The 16,432-nt window shown below is 62.8% G+C and carries 15 protein-coding genes and 1 pseudogene; 12 read left to right on the top strand and 4 right to left on the bottom strand.

Going from position 1 to position 16,432, the window contains the following annotated elements; genetic code table 11:
• Positions 1-607: hypothetical protein (locus tag VIG32_08160; protein ID HEY8297978.1), on the bottom strand; the 607-nt coding region annotated here is incomplete at its 3' end.
• 151 nt (positions 608-758) lie between these two features.
• On the opposite strand from VIG32_08160, the pseudogene prfB reads away from it, so the two are divergent.
• Both prfB and VIG32_08150 read left to right on the top strand, forming a co-directional pair.
• Positions 759-1,805 (top strand): annotated as a pseudogene (gene prfB / locus VIG32_08155) (peptide chain release factor 2).
• The gene (locus tag VIG32_08150; GenBank protein ID HEY8297977.1) at positions 1,806-3,155 is read left to right on the top strand and encodes a DUF2079 domain-containing protein; all 1,350 of its coding nucleotides are present in this window, start codon (positions 1,806-1,808) and stop codon (positions 3,153-3,155) included.
• Here VIG32_08150 and VIG32_08145 read toward each other — a convergent pair.
• The gene (locus tag VIG32_08145) at positions 3,124-4,074 is read right to left on the bottom strand and encodes a glycosyltransferase family 9 protein (GenBank protein HEY8297976.1); all 951 of its coding nucleotides are present in this window, start codon (positions 4,072-4,074) and stop codon (positions 3,124-3,126) included. The genes VIG32_08150 and VIG32_08145 overlap by 32 nt on opposite strands.
• 55 nt (positions 4,075-4,129) lie before the next feature.
• Here VIG32_08145 and VIG32_08140 point away from each other — a divergent pair, with 55 nt between their 5' ends.
• From VIG32_08140 to VIG32_08095, 10 genes are all read left to right on the top strand, one after another.
• The gene (locus tag VIG32_08140; protein HEY8297975.1) at positions 4,130-4,495 is read left to right on the top strand and encodes a heavy metal-binding domain-containing protein; all 366 of its coding nucleotides are present in this window, start codon (positions 4,130-4,132) and stop codon (positions 4,493-4,495) included.
• 249 nt (positions 4,496-4,744) lie between these two features.
• Positions 4,745-5,449, top strand: coding sequence for a uracil-DNA glycosylase (locus VIG32_08135; protein HEY8297974.1), 705 nt, complete (start codon positions 4,745-4,747; stop codon positions 5,447-5,449).
• A 54-nt stretch (positions 5,450-5,503) separates the two neighbouring features.
• Positions 5,504-6,601, top strand: a complete 1,098-nt coding sequence (rlmN, locus tag VIG32_08130) for a 23S rRNA (adenine(2503)-C(2))-methyltransferase RlmN (protein ID HEY8297973.1) — start codon at positions 5,504-5,506, stop codon at positions 6,599-6,601.
• Between the two features lie 140 nt (positions 6,602-6,741).
• Positions 6,742-7,197, top strand: a complete 456-nt coding sequence (locus VIG32_08125) for a cupin domain-containing protein (GenBank protein ID HEY8297972.1) — start codon at positions 6,742-6,744, stop codon at positions 7,195-7,197.
• A gap of 535 nt (positions 7,198-7,732) precedes the next feature.
• On the top strand, positions 7,733-7,924 hold the full coding sequence (locus tag VIG32_08120; GenBank protein HEY8297971.1) for a hypothetical protein: 192 nt from the start codon (positions 7,733-7,735) through the stop codon (positions 7,922-7,924).
• A gap of 206 nt (positions 7,925-8,130) precedes the next feature.
• Positions 8,131-8,511 carry a VOC family protein gene (locus VIG32_08115; GenBank protein ID HEY8297970.1) on the top strand — a complete coding sequence of 127 codons (381 nt, stop codon included), beginning with the start codon at positions 8,131-8,133 and terminating at the stop codon, positions 8,509-8,511.
• Positions 8,512-8,770: 259 nt separating this feature from the next.
• Positions 8,771-9,928: a glycosyltransferase family A protein gene (locus VIG32_08110; GenBank protein HEY8297969.1), complete on the top strand. Its 1,158-nt coding sequence runs from the start codon at positions 8,771-8,773 to the stop codon at positions 9,926-9,928.
• Positions 9,929-9,966: 38 nt separating this feature from the next.
• Positions 9,967-11,304: a glycine--tRNA ligase gene (locus VIG32_08105; protein HEY8297968.1), complete on the top strand. Its 1,338-nt coding sequence runs from the start codon at positions 9,967-9,969 to the stop codon at positions 11,302-11,304.
• Complete coding sequence (ppdK, locus tag VIG32_08100; GenBank protein ID HEY8297967.1) at positions 11,258-13,957, top strand: pyruvate, phosphate dikinase; 2,700 nt, start codon at positions 11,258-11,260, stop codon at positions 13,955-13,957. The genes VIG32_08105 and ppdK overlap by 47 nt, the downstream gene beginning before the upstream one ends.
• A 134-nt stretch (positions 13,958-14,091) precedes the next feature.
• Positions 14,092-14,406: a hypothetical protein gene (locus tag VIG32_08095; GenBank protein ID HEY8297966.1), complete on the top strand. Its 315-nt coding sequence runs from the start codon at positions 14,092-14,094 to the stop codon at positions 14,404-14,406.
• A 144-nt stretch (positions 14,407-14,550) separates the two neighbouring features.
• Here the strand turns inward: VIG32_08095 and VIG32_08090 are convergent, their stop codons facing one another.
• Entirely contained in the window at positions 14,551-15,117 is a 567-nt protein-coding gene (locus VIG32_08090) for a hypothetical protein (GenBank protein HEY8297965.1), read from the bottom strand.
• Positions 15,118-15,194: 77 nt separating this feature from the next.
• Entirely contained in the window at positions 15,195-16,406 is a 1,212-nt protein-coding gene (locus tag VIG32_08085) for an HD domain-containing protein (GenBank protein HEY8297964.1), read from the bottom strand.
• Positions 16,407-16,432 lie beyond the last annotated feature (26 nt).

The following is a 16,432-nucleotide window of genomic DNA, read 5'->3' as shown; positions in this document are numbered from 1 at the left end:
CGCCGCCTAAGTCGAGCGTTTGCCCGTTGGAAAGCATCGTCGTTTCCCCGTATTGCGAGACCGTTGCGTTGCCGGCATTATCGAGGCCGACTTGCGTCGCGCCGCCGTTGGTCGCGATCGTCGCGCTCTGGTTGAAGGTGATGCCGTTCGCGCCCGGCGCCGTGGCCTGCGTCGCGATCTGAAACCCGCCGGCGAAGGAATCGGAATCGAGCAGGTCGCTTTGACTCTGCATATTATCCACGCGCGCCGTCTGCTGCGCGCCGGCGCTCGTCGTGCCGCTGAAGGCCAGGTGCGGATCGCCGGTCGAACTGCCGGTTGCGGACGCATAGTTCGCGCTCCCGAAGACGCCGCCGATCATCTGCACGATCTCGCCGAGAATCGATTGCAGCTGCGAGAGTATTCCGTCCCAGCCCGTAGGCGGCGGCGTCCCGGCCGCATTTGAGGAATCCGGTCGCGCCAGCGCGCCGACCGTGTCGCCGCGCGGGATAGGATTGCCGAAATCCAACGGGCTGCCGCCGGGCGCGGCCGGCGACGAGCCGTCGTCGCCGCCCGAAATTCCGCGAAACCCGCCGATAATCAAATGGTCGCCCTGTCGTTCTACGTTCATGTGCTCCTCCCGATGTTCGAGGATCACTCACGCGCAAGGCGCCGGATGGAAAGGGGGCCGGCACGCAGAACCGGCCGCGCTATGAGCGATTCGCAACTGACCAGCCTCGCACGCCTCTCCGACCGTTTGACTACGCTCAAGGAGCGTCTTTGACTATGCGGGCAAATCCCGCAGCATAAGCGAGCTGGATCGGCGTTCCCGCACCGACTCGTTTTGGAACGATGCGGAGGCGGCGCAACGCACGATGAAGCAGCTCTCGGAGCTGCGCACCGACGTCGATAAGATGGATGCGATCGCGCGTGCGCTGAGCGATTCACGCGAACTGCTCGAACTGTTTCCCGACGACGCCGCTGCCTCGACCGACGTCGATGCGAATACGGCGGCCGCCGAACGGAACATCGACGAGTTGGAGATGGCGGCGAACTTCGACGGCGAGTTCGATGGGCACGGCGCGATCGTTAGCGTGTTTGCCGGCGCCGGCGGCGTCGATGCGGCCGACTGGACGCAGATGCTCGCGCGCATGTACCTGCGGTGGGCCGAAACCAAAGGCTACTCGACTCAAGTCGTCGACGAATCGCCAGCCGAAGAAGCGGGTCTCAAATCGATCACGTTCTTCCTGCGCGGGCGCAACGCGTACGGTATGATGGAGAGCGAGCGCGGCGTGCATCGCCTCGTGCGCATATCGCCGTTCGATGCAGCGCATCGCCGGCACACGTCGTTTGCGGCGGTCGACGTCATTCCGGAGATCGAGGCCGACGAGAAGGTCGATATCGAAATTCGTCCCGACGACCTGCGTTTCGAAACGTTTAAATCCGGGGGCGCCGGCGGTCAATACGTCAATAAGACCGAGTCTGCGGTGCGCGTGATCCACATACCGACCAATACGATCGTCGCCTCGCAGCAAGAACGCTCGCAGGCGCAGAACCGCGAAGTCGCCATGGGCATTCTGCGCGCGAAGCTGCGGCAGCGCGAGATCGAGATGCGCGATGCGAAGCTTTCGGAATTACGCGGCGAGCGCAGCGCGAACGAGTGGGGTTCGCAGATTCGATCGTACGTGCTCAATCCGTATCAACTCGTTAAGGATCATCGCACGAACGTCGAAACGGGAAATACCGACGCGGTGCTCGGCGGCGAGATCGACGGGTTCATTTGGCCGTACCTGCAGCAGCGGCGTACGTTGGCGCGAGCGCAAGGGTAGATGCGGGATCGATCGCTGCGCGATGCGGTCCCGTGGGGTCTGGCCGCGCTGTACGCGGTCGCGCTGTTCGCTCTAGGCCTCGTCCGGTACGACGCGCACCGCAACTTCGTCGATCTCGGCATCTTCGCGCAAACCGCGAGCGGCGCGTTCGGCTGCTTCTGCAATTCGATCGAAGGAAGCCATTGGGCGTTTCACTTTTCGCCGATTCTCTATCTTGCCGGCGCGCTGATGCTGGTGTGGAAATCAGCACTCGCACTCGTCGCGCTCCAAGCGGTGGCGGGGGCGCTTGCGATTCCACCGATTTACGGCCTCGTCGCTCGCCGCACCGAGCGCAGCACGGCGCGCCTCGTCGCGCTGGTGGCGTTTCTCTATCCGCCGCTCGCCGGCCTAATCTTCAACGACTTCCACGAAAACGGCTTCGCACCGGCGGCCGTCGCCTGGATGCTATGGGCGTTCGACGGCGGCTTCACGATCGCGACGCTGACGGCGGCCGCCGTACTATTGGCGGTTAAAGAAGATCAAGCGCTCTTTCTCACGATCGCGGGTGCACTCGGCGCGTGGCGTTTTCGGGGCACGACTCCGGGGCGCGTGGCGGCCGTCATCGGCGGAGTGAGCATCTGCGTCTTCGCGTATTTCTTTCGGCATATCCAGCCGTACGCCGCAGTCGTCGCGCACTGGGCGCCAACGCGCTTTTACGATTGGACCGGCGCCGACGTGCACGCGCTAATTCACGGCGGCTTGCTGGACCGAGCGGGCTTTATCGTGCTCGCATTCCTGCCGCTGCTCTTCCTTCCGTTTCGATCCCGCGTAGCGTGGCTTGCAATCGCGCCGCTAGCCGAAGTGCTGTTCTCGCGCATGCCGACGACCTACACGATCGGTTCGCACTATGCCGGCGCCTGGGCGGGCTACGCTTTGGTCGCGTTCGCGTACGCGTTGCGGAGGATCCCCATTCGACGCGCACACACGCTGCTCTATTGGTGCATCGCGCTTTGCGCGCTGGAGTTTGCGGTCGCCAATCCGCTGCATCCGAAACTGACGCTGCACGCGCGCACGCAAGCCGACGTCGCGCTCGACGCATTTCTCGCGACACTCCCGCCGAATGCGGATCTCGCGACCCAAGAAGAGGCCTTCACCCATCTCGCGGCCACCGACCCGCGCGCGACGCTGCTGCCCGAGTCGAGCGACGGGCGCATCGCGAGTTGTACGATCCTCGTCGATGCCGATTTCCCAAACTCGCCGCGGTTGGTGGAGTCCGCGCCGCTCGTCGCGCGCTTAGTCTCCGCCGGAAAATATCGCATCGAGCGGCGCGCCGGCGCGATCACCCTGTATAGATCCGCCGCCTGCCGCTGAGGAGATCGCCCACGGCGTCCGCCGCGACGGTCGGCCAAGCGCCGTCCATGGCAACGATGCGATGCGGCGCCGCCCACGGCGCCCAGCGCGCGCTCTGCAGCCGGAATTCGGGCGTTGCCGCAAAGAGCGCCACGGTGGGCGTGCCGGTCATGCCCGCAACGTGGAGCGCGCCGGAGTCGGGAGCGACCACGACGCGCGCGGCGGCGATCGCCGCCTTCCACGGCGGCAACGCGGTGAAACGCTCGACGGGGATGCCGGTTGCCGCCGAAAAGCGGTCGGCGTAGGGACTTTCGCGCGCGGCCGCAATCGCGCGCAAACCGTGGCGAGCCGCGATCCGCGCGGCGAGATCCGTTAGGCCGGAGAGCGGCGCGCCGAGTCGTTCCCATTTATCGGTAACCTGTAGCACGACGCGCGAGTCCGCCGGAGGGTCCGACTCGATCACGAGCGGACGCAACACGCGCGGGTCGCGCGACGGCTCCGCAACGGGCCCGAGAATCGAGCGCCCGAGCTCGTAGAGGACGGCGGCTTCGTGCGGCGCGCGTGCGTCGAGACCGGCGGTGCGCCGCACGGTCCGGGTGCAGATTCTTCGAACCCAGAGGGTTTTCAGCGGCTTACCCCAGCCGTTGTCGAAGCCGATGCGCACGGGGATACGGGCGGCGGCGGCGAGTTTGTACCCGCGCGGGTCTTCGGTCGCCACCAGCGCATGGGTGTAACCGAACGCGGCAATCGCGCGGGCGCCGTCCTCAACGTGAATGCGGTCGAACGCCCCCGGGGCGAAAACCTGCGCGTTGACCGTCCGCAGGACGATGCCGACGCCGCAACCGCGCGCGCGCAGGGCGGCGACCAGCGGCGTTAACGCGAGCGCATCGCCGATGGCATCGAGGCGGACGATCAGAACCGACGGTGAAGTATCCGGCATGCTGTTCTTCCGCGTACCGTGCGCGGCCGTCGCGCGCGAAGCCTTTTTCTAGACGATGGTTGCGAAGGATGCGGTCGTTACGATCGACCGCGTAGAAGGGTTCGCGGTCTTGCGATCGCTGGGTTACGTTTCGGGCACGGCGACGCGCCCGCAAAACATGCTGCGCGCCACCTTCCGAAGCATCGGGGCCTTCATCGGTCTCGCACCGTTCGAGTATCTAACCGAGGCCGAGCGCGCGCGCGAAGAAGCCGTCGATCAACTTCGCACCAAAGCCGACGAGCTCGAGGCGAATGCCGTGATCGACTTACAGTTCCATGCAAGCGAAGAACCCGACGGCACGACGCGCGTCCTCGCCTACGGCAAAGCCGTCGTCCTCCTGCGCGCGCACAAGGCCGATGCGGAAACGAAGCGCGTATCGTGATAACCGGACGCGATCCGACACCTGCGGAGTTGGCGAAACAGATGCGGACCTGGCGCAGCCAGAGCGTGTGGAACGGTGGTTTGAGTGTGCTGTGGTTCGCCATCGGAATCGCTCAACTCAGAAGCGGTGGACCGACGGACTTTTGGTTTGGGTGGTGGGCAATCAGCCTTGCAATTGTGGCAGCCCTCGGCGCGATCGTTCATCTGCGCAGAGCGAATCGGTACCAGCGGCAATTGGAATCGATCGCTCATGACTCTTGAGTCGCGCGCCAGTCGCGAGCGGACGCTTGCGCGATGCGCGTCGGTCGCGGCCGCTTGCCGCAAGTGTGCCATCGGTTCGCTACGACGTAACAACGTGTATGGGGAAGGCGATCCGTGCGCGCGCCTGATGCTCGTGGGCGAAGGTCCCGGCGAAACCGAAGACTTGCTCGGCCGGCCGTTCGTGGGCCGCGCGGGCGAACTGCTGGAGAAGATGCTCGCGGCAATCGGGCTCGCACGCGAAGACGTGTACATCTGCAACACCGTGAAATGCCGTCCCACGTTCGACGACGGCACGAAACTGCGCAATCGCGCCCCCGAACCGCAGGAGATGGCGAATTGCCGCCCTTTCCTCGACGAGCAAATCGAGATCGTTCGCCCCGACGTCATCCTGGCGCTCGGCGCGCCGGCCGCAAAGACGTTTCTCGGCAAGGACTTCGCCATCACGAAGGGGCGCGGCCAATGGTACGCCGGGCCGCACGAGATCCCGTTAATGGTGACGTTTCATCCCGCCTACGTGCTGCGGCAGGGCGGCATGGCGCTCACCGAGACCAAGCGCAACGTCTGGGCGGACCTCAAAGCCACCCGCGCCCGCCTCGACGAATCGGCACGCCCTCACCTCCTGAGTTCCGACGCGCCCGAGGAGACCGCGCAGGCCTCGCTCTTCGATAGCAAGGATTCGCTCGCTCCAGGCTAGGTTCCGAACAAATTCGGCTGAGCGGAAAGCCGGAGGTGTGATATACTTCCGGCCGTGACCCGCGACGCTCAATCCATCTGGTTTACCGATAAAGTCCGCCGCGCCGGCTTCGCCGACGTCGAGGCTTTTTCGGCGCACTTCGGCCTCAAGCCGTTCCGCCTCAAGCAGATCTATCGGGCGGCGACCAAAGAACTCGTGGGCGACGTGGGCGACGTCACAACGCTTCCTAAGGAGTTGCGCACCGAACTGGTTGCCAACGGCTTCGCGTTCGATGCGGCTTCGCCGGTCGTGATCCAGCGCAGCGTCGACAAACAGACGAGCAAGGGGCTTTTCCGACTCGCGGACGGCGCCGAGGTCGAGGCCGTGCTCATGGAACACTACGGCGATCGCACTACGGTCTGCATCTCGAGCCAAGCCGGTTGCGCGTTTGCCTGTGCGTTCTGCTCGACGGGTCAGGCCGGATTTACTCGCCAACTCGAACCGACCGAGATCTTCGATCAAGCGCGCCATTTCGCGCGCGAACTTGCCGAACGCGGCAAGCGCATCACCAATATCGTCTTCATGGGCATGGGCGAACCGTTCCACAACTACGACGCGGTCATGGCCGCGGTCGCGCTGCTCAACGACGCGCACGGCTTCGGTCTCGGTCATCGTCACATCACGATCTCGACGGTCGGATTGGTCGATCGGATCGATCAGTTCGCGGATGAAGGGCTGCAAGTTAATCTGGCGATCTCGCTGCACGCGCCCAGCGACGACGTGCGCAACAGCATCATGCCGGTCAACAGGCGTTTCAGCACGGGCGACCTTTTGGGCGCCTGCGAGCGCTACGTCGCGAAGACCAATCGCAAGGTATTCTTCGAATACGTGATGCTCGAAGGCGTCAACGATCGCGAAGAAGACGCACGCGAACTCGCGCGCATCATGGCCGGCCACTTGTATCACGTGAATCTCATTCCGTATAACACGACGCCGGACGGTGCGTTCGCCGGCACCGAACACGAAGGCATCTGGCGTTTCGCCGCGATCCTCGACGCCGCTGGCGTGGCCACAACCGTCCGCCAAAACATGGGCCGCGACATCGCCGCCGCCTGCGGCCAATTGCGCGCAGAAACGCAGCCTAAAGCGCACAAAATCACTACGACCGTATAGTCCCGAGCCTTATGGCCCGGGCCGTGGGCCTAACGGTTCATGCATAGCCGTTGGCGGGTGCACAGCAGCGCACCATCGAACCCACAGTTCTCCAAAAAAGGAGACCTGGCTCGCGTTTATGAGCAAAGGAGTTTGACACGATGAAGACTCGTTTGTCTATCCTTACCGCGCTATTTCTTGCAGCCGCTGCGAGCGCAGCAATCGCTGCGGGCACGGCAGCTCCCGTGATTCTCACCCCCAACAACATGCATTGGATAGCCGCGACCGGCCCAGCCAAAGGCAGTTGGAATGCGGTCCTGACCGGGAATCCCGGCAAATCCGACACTTCAATTATCCGGGTTAAAATGTCGGACGGGTATACCAATCAGCCGCACTATCATGCTCATCCAGAATATATAACCGTCATTGAGGGATCTCTGTTATTCGGAACTGGGGACTCTATCGATAAATCCAAGGCAAAGACGATTCCCGCGGGGTCGTTTATCCTTGTCCCGGCCGGCGTACATCACTGGTCGATGGCCAAAGGGACGACGATCGAACAAGTTGGCGGTGAAGGCCCGCTGACCAACATTCCGATCAAGCATAGAGCGATGTAATCACGACGAATATTGCATAACGGAAGCGCCGCTCAACACTGAGCGACGCTTCCGTTGCAGAAATGATCGCGTTCGACTGGTCCGCTTAGTTGCGGCCAGCTGCGCGGAAGCGCAACCGAAGGCGCACAAAGCCCTTATCTGAAACGTCGAACCGTCGATGACGGTAGAGATTATGTAGCGTGCGTCTTTGACACGTGCACACTTGGGTTTGCGTTGGGCGTAAAAGTGAAAGCACTGTAGAGCTCCAGCCGCTACGATTCACCGTTGCGAAGTCCAGCAGATGCCAAGTACTGTCAGAAGTACGACTCGTGACGCCTACTTGCGGGCAACTCAGGGCCGACACGCAGCCGAAAGCGCAAACCCCCGTCCTTTCATCCTAAGCCCGAGCGCGTCGAGCCGTTTCGACATATATGGGAGCCGCTCTGTCGTGGGTTTCGGGTGCTCGCGGGGATCGCGTATTGGACCAATACGGCTACAACCTTCGTGCTCCCCGCCACTGACGAATCCGTTCCTCGACAATGTTGCGTTCATCGTTTTGGTTGGCGAAGCCGCGCTGACCATCTGGCTGATTGTCTTCGGCGAAGCCCGCTTAAGCGCCCCCGATTCGCAGCGTTCGACAAGCTCATCCTTCGACAAGCTCAGGATGACAAAGGAACGCACCAATGTCATCCTGAGTCTGTCGAAGGATGAGCTTCTCGAAGGGGCGGACCCGCAGCCGAAGGCGTGAAAAACTGTCGTGTGAAAACGAGGCGCCGCATTACTGCAACGCCTCGCGCGTTTCGATGTGTCCCGAAGGTCTGATACATGACCGACGATAGCACATCTCCGACGACTGCACAACGCTCGGCGAACGTCGCGGCTGGAGCGCCCAGCAGATTCAACCGTAGGTGAAATAGCTCTCGTTTCAGAACGCGACGGTGGAGGCTAGCCACAATGAGTAACAACGTCCCTGAAGGGTGGCACACCATCACGCCGAGGCTGGTTGTTCGCGATCCGGCAAAGCAGGTGCGATTTTTGACCGACGCTTTTGATGCGACCGGAGAATATCGCTCGGACGTGCCGACCGTAATGAAAATCGGCGATTCGATTGTGATGATTAGCACTGGTGGCGGCCTGCGAGAACCAAAGCCCGCTTTTTTATATCTCTATGTCGATGATACCGATGTAAGCTATCGCCGCGCGCTTCAGGCAGGTGCGGTATCGATCGAGGAACCCGCAGAAACCCCGTACGGAGACCGTCGCGCGATGGTTACCGATCCGTGCGGTAACGATTGGCAGATCGCGACGTATGCCGGAGCGAAGTCGCGGCACTAACGAGCCTGGCGAAGCCGCGAGCTCGCCGTCCCGTCCTTCGACAAGCTCATCCTTCGACAAGCTCAGGATGACAAGGGGGCGCACGATGACAAAGGGCGCACGATGACAAGGGGGCGCACGATGACAAAGGGGCGCACGATGACAAAGGAGTGCGTGCCCCTGTCATCCTGAGCTTGTCGAAGGACGAGCTTGTCGAAGGGCGGGTGGATATGACGGTTCGCATCCACTGCATCTCGTCATCGATTAGGGGGTGAAGACTATGAATACGGCGGTGAAGGCGTTTGAAGGCGCGGCCGTTCTTGCGGCGCTGCTCTTTGCCGGGCGGTCGCTCCGGCTCGCGAGCGGTGCGAACGATCGCATTGCGGCGCTCGAACCGGTGGAGGATCTACCGCTGCTTTCGATCGTCGTGCCGGCTCGCGATGAGGCGCGCTCGATCGAACGCTGCGTCCAATCGCTTCTGGCGCAACGATATCCGCGTTTTGAAGTGATCGTCGTCGACGACGAATCGAGCGATGCGACGCCGGAGATACTCGCGCGGCTCGCCGAACATGACCGGCGCTTGCGCGTTACCCGCGGGGAACCGCTGCCGGACGGATGGGTCGGCAAGCCGTGGGCGCTTCATCAAGGCGCGTCGATCGCCCGCGGCGAGTGGCTGCTGTTCACCGATGCCGACACGTTTCACGAACCGCTGGCCGCGGCTTCGTCGGTACGATACGCGCTCGAGCGCCAGCTCGACGCCTTGAGTCTGCTCACTACTCAAGAGCTTGGCACGCTGGCCGAACGCGCGCTGCTGCCGAGCATTCTTTGGACTATTGCCTTTGCGATCGGACCGTTCGACGCGATGAACGACCCGCGCAAAATCGACGTCGCACTCTTCAACGGTCAATTCATTCTAATGCGTGCCGCCGCTCACGCCGCGATCGGTGGCCACCGCGCCGTCGCCGGCGAGATCGCCGAGGATTACGAACTCGCGCGGTTGATGAAGCGCGACGGCCGTTTTCGGATCATGCTCGCCGGAGCGAACGATCTCGTGCGCACGCGCATGTACCGGAGCGCCCGCGAGATCTGGAACGGATTTACGAAGAACATGTATTTGGGCGCGCGCGGCAATCGCATCGCGTTGGTCGGTGGGTTGGCCGGATTGGCATGCGTATCGCCGCTCCCCGAACTGCTCGCCGTTCGGGCTCTCGCGCGCGGACGCCGCCGGCAGGCGGCGCTGATGATCGCAGCGATCGCCTTGACGACCGGCGCGGCCGAAATCGGTATGCGCCGCTCGGGCTTTCGCGCCGGCTCGGGTCTGTGGCTTCCGCTCGGACTCGCGACGACCGTCGCAATCGTCCTCAACTCCACCCGTCGCTACGCCGGAGGCCGCGGAGTCAGTTGGCGCGGACGGCTCTATCGCGGCGGAACTCGCTAGCAGGCTCGCCGCCGAACCGGCCGAAAACGAGGCCTTCTATGACGGCGATTCCCGAACAACGCGTAAGTATGGAAGAGATCACGGCGCTTGCGAAGCGGCGTGGGTTCATATTTCAATCCAGCGAGATCTACGGCGGCATCGGCGGCTTCTACGATTACGGCCCGCTCGGCGCCGTGCTCAAGCGAAACGTGAAAGACGCATGGTGGCGCGAAAACGTCGAACTGCGCGACGACGTGGTAGCCTTCGATTCGTCGATCATCATGCATCCGCTCACCTGGAAAGCCTCCGGTCATATCGACGAGTTCCACGATAAACTCGTCGACTGCAAGATTTGCAAGCATCGTTTCCGTTACGATCATCTGCCCAATCACGAGCAGTGCCCCGATTGCGGGAGCAAAAATTCGTTTACCGAACCGCGCAATTTCAGTTTGATGATGAAGACGCAGGTCGGGCCGATGGAGGATACGGCTTCGGCGGCGTATCTGCGCCCGGAGACGGCGCAAGGCATCTTCGTAAACTTCAAAAACGTCTATCAGACGGCGCGTAAGAAGCCGCCGTTCGGCATCGCTCAGATCGGAAAATCGTTTCGCAACGAGATTACGCCGGGTAACTTCACGTTTCGCGTGCGCGAATTCGAGCAAGCCGAGCTAGAATATTTCGTCCCCGACGACGGCAAGGACCTCGAGATCTTCGGGCAGTGGGTCGAACGCCGCAAACAGTGGTACGCCGACTACGGTATAAAGCCCGACCGCCTGCGCTTCTACGAGTTGGGTGCCGACGAGCGCCCGCACTACGCGAGGGCCGGCATCGACGTCGAATACCTCTTTCCGTGGGGCTGGGGCGAACTCGAGTCGATCGCGCACCGAGGAACCTACGATCTCGACGCGCACATGAAACTTTCGGGGAAGGACTTGCGCTTCTTCGACGAGGCGAGCAAGTCGCATTACACGCCGCTATTGATCGAAAGCTCGGCCGGGATGGACCGGACGACGCTTACGATGCTCGTCGACGCCTACGAGAAAGAGAAGAGCGTCGATCCCAACGGCAAGGAGACGGAGCGCGTCGTGCTCCGCTTTCATCCCAAGATCGCGCCCGTTCAAGCCGCCATCTTTTCGCTCGCGCGCAACAAGCCCGAACTGGTCGAACGCGCCCGGGGAATCGAAACTTCTTTGCGCAAGACGTTTCGAACGCAGTATGACGAGGGAAATATCGGACAGCTCTATCGTCGCCAGGACGAGATCGGCACGCCTTTGTGCATGACCGTTGATTACGATTCGCTCGAGGACCAGAAGGTGACGGTTCGCGAGCGGGATTCGATGAGGCAGGAACGTGTTGCAATCGATCAACTCGACCGCTACCTCCGGGAGCGGCTCTAACCCGATCAAGTACGTCTACTTCTTCGAGGAAGGCAGCGCGAAAATGCGCGATCTCCTCGGCGGAAAGGGCGCGGGGCTGGCCGAGATGACCGCGGCGGGCCTTCCGGTGCCGCATGGGTTCACGATTACGACGGAGGCGTGCCTCCGTTTCTTTGAATCCGGCGGAACGTATCCCGACGGGCTGGACGCGCAGATCGAACGCGCCATGCGCGAACTCGAGCGGCGCGCCGGCAAGACGTTCGGCAACGTTGACGATCCGCTGCTGGTCTCCGTTCGCAGCGGCGCGCGCAGTTCGATGCCCGGCATGATGGACACGATCCTCAATTTGGGTCTCAACGATTCCACGGTCGAGGGTCTCGCTCGCCTTACCGGCAACGAGCGCTTCGCCTGGGACGCATATCGCCGTTTCATCACGATGTTTTCAACGGTCGTGCTCGCCATTCCAAAGGAACACTTTGAGGAGAAGATCGAGGCGCGTAAGGCCGAGCTCGGCGTCGAGAGCGATCCGGAGATCGACGCGGCGAGTTGGCGCGGGCTCGTCGATGAATTTAAGGCCGTCGTATCGGAACGTTCCGGACGCTCGTTTCCGCAGGACGTGCGCGAGCAGCTCGATCTCGCGATTCGCGCCGTCTTCGACTCCTGGAACTCTAAACGCGCGATCGACTACCGCCGGTTCAACAAGATCCCCGACGATTGGGGTACGGCGGTCAATATCGTGTCGATGGTCTTCGGCAACATGGGTGACGATTCGGGCACCGGCGTCGCGTTCACGCGCGACCCGAATACCGGCGAAAAGACGCTTTTCGGTGAGTATCTGCGCAACGCACAAGGGGAAGACGTCGTTGCGGGAATTCGCACGCCTGAGAAAATCTCGGACCTGCAGCGAACCCAACCCGAAGTTTACAAGCAATTCGTGGAAATCGCGGGCAAACTCGAACGGCACTATCGCGACGTTCAGGATTTGGAGTTTACCGTCGAGCGGGGAACGCTCTACATGCTCCAGACGCGCAACGCGAAACGAAGCGCGGAAGCTGCCGTCAAGATTGCGATCGATCTGGTCGCCGAAGGCTTGATCGATCGGCGGGAGGCGCTCGCACGGGTGAACGCGCAGTCGCTCGACCAACTCTTCCACGCGCGCATCGATGCGAGTCAAGCGTTTACCGTTATCTGTACGGGGCTCAACGCGTCGCCGGGGGCGGCCGCGGGCCAAATCGTCTTCGATGCGGATACCGCCAAAGAATGGGGAGAGAGCGGCAAAGACGTTCTGCTCGTTCGCGTGGAGACGACCCCCGACGACGTTCACGGAATGATCGCGGCGCGCGGTATCCTCACCGCCAAGGGCGGCGCCACGTCGCACGCCGCAGTCGTGGCGCGCGGGATGGGCAAACCGTGCGTCGCCGGCTGCGATGCCTTAACGATCGACCGGCGCGGCAAGACCGTCGCGATCGGCGCGTCGACGTTTGCGCAGGGCGACTGGCTCACGATCGACGGAACGACCGGAAACGTGATCGCCGGCAAGCTCGCGTTGATCGATCCACCGTCGAAACTGCCCGACTGGCTCGCAACGTACTTATCGTGGGCCGATGACGAGCGCCGCCTCGACGTGTGGGCCAATGCCGACACGCCCGCCGACGCGCGCAAGGCCCGCGAACTCGGTGCCGCCGGTATCGGGCTCTGCCGTACCGAGCACATGTTCATGCAGCAGGACCGCTTGCCGGTCGTACAGGCGATGATTCTCTCCGACACGCCGCAAGCGCGAGCGACCGCCCTTGCGAAGCTGCTGCCGTTCCAACGCGAAGATTTTCTCGGTATCCTCGAGGCGATGCAGGGGTATCCGGTGACGATCCGGCTGCTCGACCCGCCGCTGCACGAATTCTTGCCGTCACTCGAGACGCTTTTAGTCGAGACCACCGAACTGCGCGTGCGCGAGGGCGAGGACTCCGAATCCTACCGGGAGCGTGCGGCGGTGCTCAAGCGCGTGCAGCAATTGCACGAGCAGAACCCGATGCTTGGCTTACGCGTCTGCCGTCTCGGCATCGTCTATCCCGAGATTTACGCCATGCAGGTTCGCGCCGTCTTCGAAGCCGCTTGCGAACTGCTCGAGCGGGGCCTCGACGTACGGCCGGAGATCATGATTCCCGGCGTCGGCACGTCCGAAGAGATGCGTTTTACCGCCGAGGCCGCACGCACGACCGCCGATGCGGTATTGGCGGAGCGCGGCGCGACCCTCGCGTATCACGTCGGAACGATGATCGAGTTGCCGCGCGCGTGCGTGGTTGCCGACGAGATCGCCGCTCACGCAGAGTTCTTCTCCTTCGGCACCAACGACTTAACACAAACCACCTATGGGTATAGCCGCGACGACGCCGAGGCGTCGTTCATTCCACAGTATCTGCGCCTGAAGATCCTCAAGGACGATCCGTTTCAGGTGCTGGATCGTCGCGGCGTCGGCGCGCTTATGGAAGAAGCGGTGCGCCGCGGGAGGGGAGCGCGCGCCGATCTCAAGATCGGCATTTGCGGCGAACACGGCGGCGAGCCCTCGAGCGTTGCGTTCTGTCACGGCCTCGGGCTCGAGTACGTATCGTGCTCGCCGTATCGCGTCCCGATCGCCCGTTTGGCGGCGGCGCAGGCCGCGATCGGCGCGCTCGAATAACGCGAATATGAAGATAAGCTGAAACGCGGCTTAGATCGAGGTTAAAGATACGGGGTTGCGTCAATGTGGCGGAACCCCATTTCTTTTTGCTAGCGTTCTTGTGAATAGTTCTCACTATTGCAAAGGAGTAATGCATGAATATCAAGGCACTTCTCGGCACGGGCATACTCGCCGGCGCGTTAGCGATCGGATCGATTGCAAGCTCGGCGGCGCAGACGATCCCGTCGGCGCCGAATACGGGCGCCCATACGATGTATCAACGCGGCGAGCGAGGCAGCGCGGCAAACCTGCTGCGCGAACGCCGTCGCCTCGAAGTTGTGATCGATCGCCTCTCCCACGACCAGCACGATTACGGCGGCCACCGCGTCGCTGCGATCTCGCTGCTCCAGCAAGCCCGAGCGCAACTCGATCAAGCGATCGAATACGACCGCACGCACCCCAACCACTAACCACAAGCGCGCCCCATCCTTCGACAGGCTCCGTCCTTCGACAGGCTCCGTCCTTCGACAGGCTCAGGATGACAAGTGGTAGCTCTCCCCTTTTTTTGTCATCCTGAGCTTGTCGAAGGACGGGAGCCTGTCGAACGACGAGCGTTACTTCATCTTGTGCTTTGCGTGTTTGGCGTTGTCTTTGATGTCGGCGACGGCATCCCAGGCGGCGTTGCGGACGCCGGGCTCCGAGTCGGTCGTTTCGATCGTCGAAAGCGCCGGAACGGCGGCGGCGTCCCAGTCCCAGGTCGTCGTAGCGCCGGTCGTCGTATGCGATTTCAGATGACCGTTGGCAGTGACGGTCCAGCCCTTTTGAACCGTTACGATCGTTTCGACAGGCGTCTTTTGATTCGGCTCGTCCCACGTTGGAAACCAGCGGCGATTGTCTTCCGCTTCGCCCTGCGACCAGATTTCGGGCTGTAGATGCGGATAATACTTGTCCGGCCGGATGAAGTAGATGCCGCGCACGGGCCGCGCCGTATACGTGGCGACGATCGCAAGCTTGTCGCCCGTTTTGGCCGGTTGCGCCAGTCCACGGAAAGACGATCGGCTCGCACGTGGTACGGCGCCGGAACGCCGTTTACGGTTACGCTCGAATAGTTCAGTCCGACGCTGTCGAACGCGAGGCTGCGCAGCCCGGCGAATGCAAAAACGAATGCAGCGAAAGCGCAAGCGCGCACGATGCTCTTCATCTGCGAATCTTGCGCTCGCTCGGGCGCAATCCTTTCAGGGCGCCGCAGCGCGCCAGGTTATTGGCACCGGGCGACGATGTCGCGGCAGATCCGGCGCGCTTGTGCGACGTCGGCCCGGGAGCGTTCGACGAAGAGTTTGCGCCAGTGGGCCTTGCCCGAAAGCTTCGCGATCAGGTCTGACGCGACGCGGGCGTCGACGATTCCCCCGCTGCTCGAACTCACCCAAACCGTGCGGCGATCGTCGTCGGCTTGCAACGGCAAGCGGTGGAGCACCTGGGACTGCTCGTCGCCCCACACGGCGTCGCCGAAGGCCGCCCGCAATGCGGTCTCGCAGGCCTCATAGGCGCGCAGATCCGCCTCGGCGTTAAACTCGGCGGCGACGGCGTAAACGCGGACGCGCTCGCGCAACGCGCGGGCGTTCTCGGAAGGCGAATCGCGCAATTCGTTGAGCACGCGGAAATCGTCCCAGCGCAAGAACTCATCGATCGGGTCGAGGGCGTGCGGGTCGGGCCACAGCTCGCGTAAAACGCGCTGCAGGATGCGCTCGAACATTCGAGTCGTGTGGTGGAAGTAGACCGAGGCAAACATCATGTAGCGGGCCAGGACGAACGATTCGAGGGCCACCACGCCGCGATGATCGATCCCCATCACGAGCCGTCCGTCGACCTCGAAAAGGCGCAGCGAACCGACGAGCTGGTCGGAGTCGTACCGGCCGTTCGCGACGCCGGTAAAGTACGCGTCGCGCAGTAAGTAATCCATGCGATCCGCATCGAGGTTCGGACCGCTCACGATCTCGCTCAACACCGGGTAGCGGCTCTCGGCCGAACCGAGTATCAACCCGAGGACGTCGTTTGAGTCCACGTCGAGATCGGTCAGGTGCGCCTGCATCTCGGGCAGTTCCAGCAGCGAGCGCGTGCGCGCTTCGTGCGCGATCCCGAGCACGGCCTCGCAGGCGTGGCTGAACGGGCCGTGCCCGATGTCGTGCAGAATGAGCGCCGCGCGAACGAGCCGCCGCTGATACTCGAGCTCCGGCTCGCTGCGGAAGAATTCGCGCCCGCGCCGCGCGACCTCGTCGAAGACGCGCGTGCCCATAGCGAGCGCTCCCAGCGCGTGACTGAAGCGCGAGTGTTCGGCCGACGGATAGGCCAGGTAGGCCAAGCCAAGCTGGCGCAAGCGGCGCAAACGCTGGAGTACCGGCGTGTCCAGCATGCGCGCCTCGGCGCTCGAGAGTTCGATAAAATGGTGGATCGGATCGAAAATCCGCTTCATCGAGGGCCCATTCGCCGGGTGGCTCG

The organism is Candidatus Baltobacteraceae bacterium (assembly GCA_036559195.1).
Taxonomy (GTDB): Bacteria; Vulcanimicrobiota; Vulcanimicrobiia; order Vulcanimicrobiales; family Vulcanimicrobiaceae; genus JALYTZ01.
This window is presented reverse-complemented; position numbering and strand designations above follow the sequence as displayed.